Here is a 2,956-nt window from a genome sequence, read left to right on the forward strand (position 1 = left end):
ACCCTGCTCCCCCCGCCGGCGGTGCTGCCGGCCGGCGGGGGGAGCAGGGTGGAGCCGATGCCCTCGGCGGCGAGGGCGGTGCGCAGCCGTTGCAGGTCGGTGCCGAAGCGCACCAGGTCATCCGGGCCGCCCGGGGTGGCGGGAGAGCCGAGCACGAGGGCGGTCGCCGCCGCCGGCCAGCCGGGCACCGCGGCGACCAGTCCGGCGCGTACGCCCTCGTCGGTGACGTGGGTGAAGACCGTGCCGGGGGCGACCACCTCGGCCACCGCGGCCATCGCCCGGGCGACGGCCTCGGGCGACGGCGGCGTCGGGCCGGGGCCGTCCGGCAGGGTGGCGGCGGCGGCCAGCCCCGCCGCCTTCGCCTCGGCGGTGCCCAGGGAGAAGAGGTCCATCGCGGCATCCCGCACCAGCGCCGCCGCGCCGGCACCGTCGTCCGGCCCGGTCACGCCGAGATAGCCGCGCACCACCGCCACCGGCACCTGGTCACACTTGCCCTTGATCAGCTCGCCCGCGCCGGCCAACTCGTCGACCACGGCCATCTGGGTCAGCTGGAGCTCGTTGCCGTACGGGTCGACCTCGCCCCGGTGGTCGCGGATGGCCGGCATCCCCGCGACGCCGAGCGCCACATCGGTGAGCCCGTTGCGCCACGGCCGGCCCATCGTGTCACTGATGATGACGGCCACGTCGAGGTCGTAGCGCTCCCGCAGCGCCGCGCGCAGCCCCCGCGCCGACGCGTCCGGGTCCTTCGGGAGCAGCACCAGCCGGGTCTTGTCGACGTTGGACGCGTCGATGCCGGCCGAGGCCAGCACGAAGCCGTGGTGGGTCTGCACGATCCGCGTCGCGCCCCGGGTCGCCACCACCCGCGCGGTCTCCGCGGCCAGCACCTCGTCCCGAGCGGCGAGCCGTTCCGGCCCGTCCGCCGGAACGTCGACCAGCCGCCCCTCCGCCTTCGAGACGATCTTGCTGGTCACCACCAGCACGTCGCCGTTGCGCAGCCAGGGCGCCGCGGTCGCGATCAGCGCCGCCAGATCGTCGCCCTCCGACACGGGGCCGATGCCGGGCACCGGCAGGATCTCCAGCCTCACGTCAGCTCCACCGCGGCGCGGACCATGGCCGCCGTCGCCGCCTCGTCGGTCATCCGCAGCGGCACCGCGCGGACCGTCACCTCCGGCACCACGGTGCCCTCGTCCTCCTCGGCGACCAGCCAGCCGTCGAGCAGCCCGCCCGCCGACCGGGCGCCGTAGAGCCCGCCGACGCCGGCCGCGCTGCACTCCACGCCGAGCACCTCGAGGCAGCGGTCGGCCATCCCCCGCACCGGGGCGCCGCCGATGACCGGCGACACGCCGACGACCGGGGCGGGGCCGTCGACGACCGCCTCGCGCAGCCCGGGCACGGCCAGGACCGGCGCCACGCTCACCACCGGATTGCTCGGCGCGACCAGCACCACGTCCGCCCCGGCGATTGCCTCCGCCACGCCGGGCGCCGGCTTGGCGGTCTCCGCGCCGACGAAGACGAACCGGTGGGTGGGCACGTTCCCCCGGTAGCGCACCCACCACTCCTGGAAGTGGATCGCACGCTGGCCGCCGTCGAGGTCGGCGCTGCTCGCGGGCTCGTTCGGCCCGCTCACGACCACGTGCGTCTCCAGCCGGTCGTCGGTCGCCGGCAGCAGGCGTACGCCGGGCTGCCAGCGGGTGGCCAGCGCCTCGGTCACCGCCGACAGCGGGTAGCCGGCGCTGACCATGGTGGTGCGGACCAGGTGGGTGGCGATGTCCTTGTCGCCGAGGCCGAACCAGGTCGGCTCCGCCCCGTACCCGGCCAGCTCCTCCTTGACCGTCCAGCTCTCCCCGGCGCGTCCCCAACCCCGCTCCGGGTCGGCCCCGCCGCCCAGGGTGTACATGACGCTGTCCAGGTCGGGGCAGACCTTCAACCCGTGCAGGTAGAGGTCGTCACCGACGTTGACCACGGCGGTCACCTCGGCGCCGACCTCGCGGGCGTACGCCCGGACGCCGAGCAGGAACCGGGCACCCCCGATGCCGCCCGTCAGAACCACGATGCGCATGCCGACCATCCTCGCGTACGGGCCGCCTCCGGGCCGCCGGTGCCCGGGGAGACTAGGCTCACGTCGGCAACTGTCCGTTTTCGCCTCCCGAGGGGGATCCTCGTGACCAGCCCCGCCGAGCCCGCGTCGACCGACGCGACGCAGGCCAGCCAGCTGACCAAGCCACTGCGCGAACCCGCCGCGCTCGTCCTCCTCGGCGCGAACGCCGTGTTCCTCTTCGTCGGCCTGATCCGGCTGCTGACCCCGACCCCGTACGGCACCGTCACCGGCCGGGCGGGCAGCGCCTTCTTCGCGTTCGTCGGCATGGAGGCGGTTCTCCTGCCGGCGCTGGCCGTGCTGCTCGCCACCCACCTGCGGCCGGTGGTGCCGAGGGCGAAACTGATCACACAGGTGGCGCTCGGCGAGTACGCGGCCAGCGCCCTGCTCGGCGGGCTGACCCTGCTGATCTGGACGGTGGGCCGGCTGGCCGAGGCGGAGGTCCTCGACGCCTTCCTGGGCCTGCTCACCCGGCTCGGCTGGCTGGCGGTCTTCGCGGTGGCGGCGTACCTGGTGTACAAGGTCTGGCGCACCCTCTACCACGTCCCGAAGCCCAAGCCCCAGCCCGGCGTGTACGGCCAGCCCCGGCCTGGATGGCCCCAGCAGGGCGGTCCCGTCCCCGGCCAGCCGGGCGGCTACCCGCCAGCAGCAGGACACCCGGGCGGCTGGCCCGCCCCCCAGTACGGCGCGCCCTACGGCCAGCAGACCCCGCCGTTCACCCCGCAGTCGGCGCCGCCCGTCAACCCGGTTCCGCAGTCGGCGCCGCCCGTCAACCCGGTTCCGCAGTCGGCGCCGCCGGCCAACGCCGCGCCGCCGTTCGGACCGCCGGCCAGCCCGGCCCCGCCGTCCCCGCCGGCCAAC

At 75.8% G+C, this 2,956-nt stretch carries 3 protein-coding genes; 1 reads left to right on the forward strand and 2 read right to left on the reverse strand.

Going from position 1 to position 2,956, the window contains the following annotated elements; all coding sequences use genetic code 11:
- Together C1I99_RS30800 and cofD are read right to left on the reverse strand one after the other, a co-directional pair.
- The coding region (locus tag C1I99_RS30800) for a coenzyme F420-0:L-glutamate ligase (protein WP_111137660.1) at positions 1-1,085 on the reverse strand (1,085 nt) is incomplete at its 3' end.
- Positions 1,082-2,059: a 2-phospho-L-lactate transferase gene (cofD, locus tag C1I99_RS30805; RefSeq protein WP_111137661.1), complete on the reverse strand. Its 978-nt coding sequence runs from the start codon at positions 2,057-2,059 to the stop codon at positions 1,082-1,084. The genes cofD and C1I99_RS30800, both read right to left, overlap by 4 nt.
- Positions 2,060-2,161: 102 nt before the next feature.
- Here cofD and C1I99_RS30810 point away from each other — a divergent pair.
- On the forward strand, positions 2,162-2,956 hold a 795-nt coding region (locus C1I99_RS30810), incomplete at its 3' end, for a hypothetical protein (protein WP_233512812.1).

This window comes from Micromonospora deserti (assembly GCF_003236335.1).
GTDB lineage: Bacteria > Actinomycetota > Actinomycetes > Mycobacteriales > Micromonosporaceae > Micromonospora > Micromonospora deserti.

Excerpts from the sequence above, each read along its gene's own strand:
- cofD (WP_111137661.1), bottom strand. The coding sequence starts at position 2,059 with ATGCGCATCGTGGTTCTGACGGGCGGCATCGGGGGTGCCCGGTTCCTG.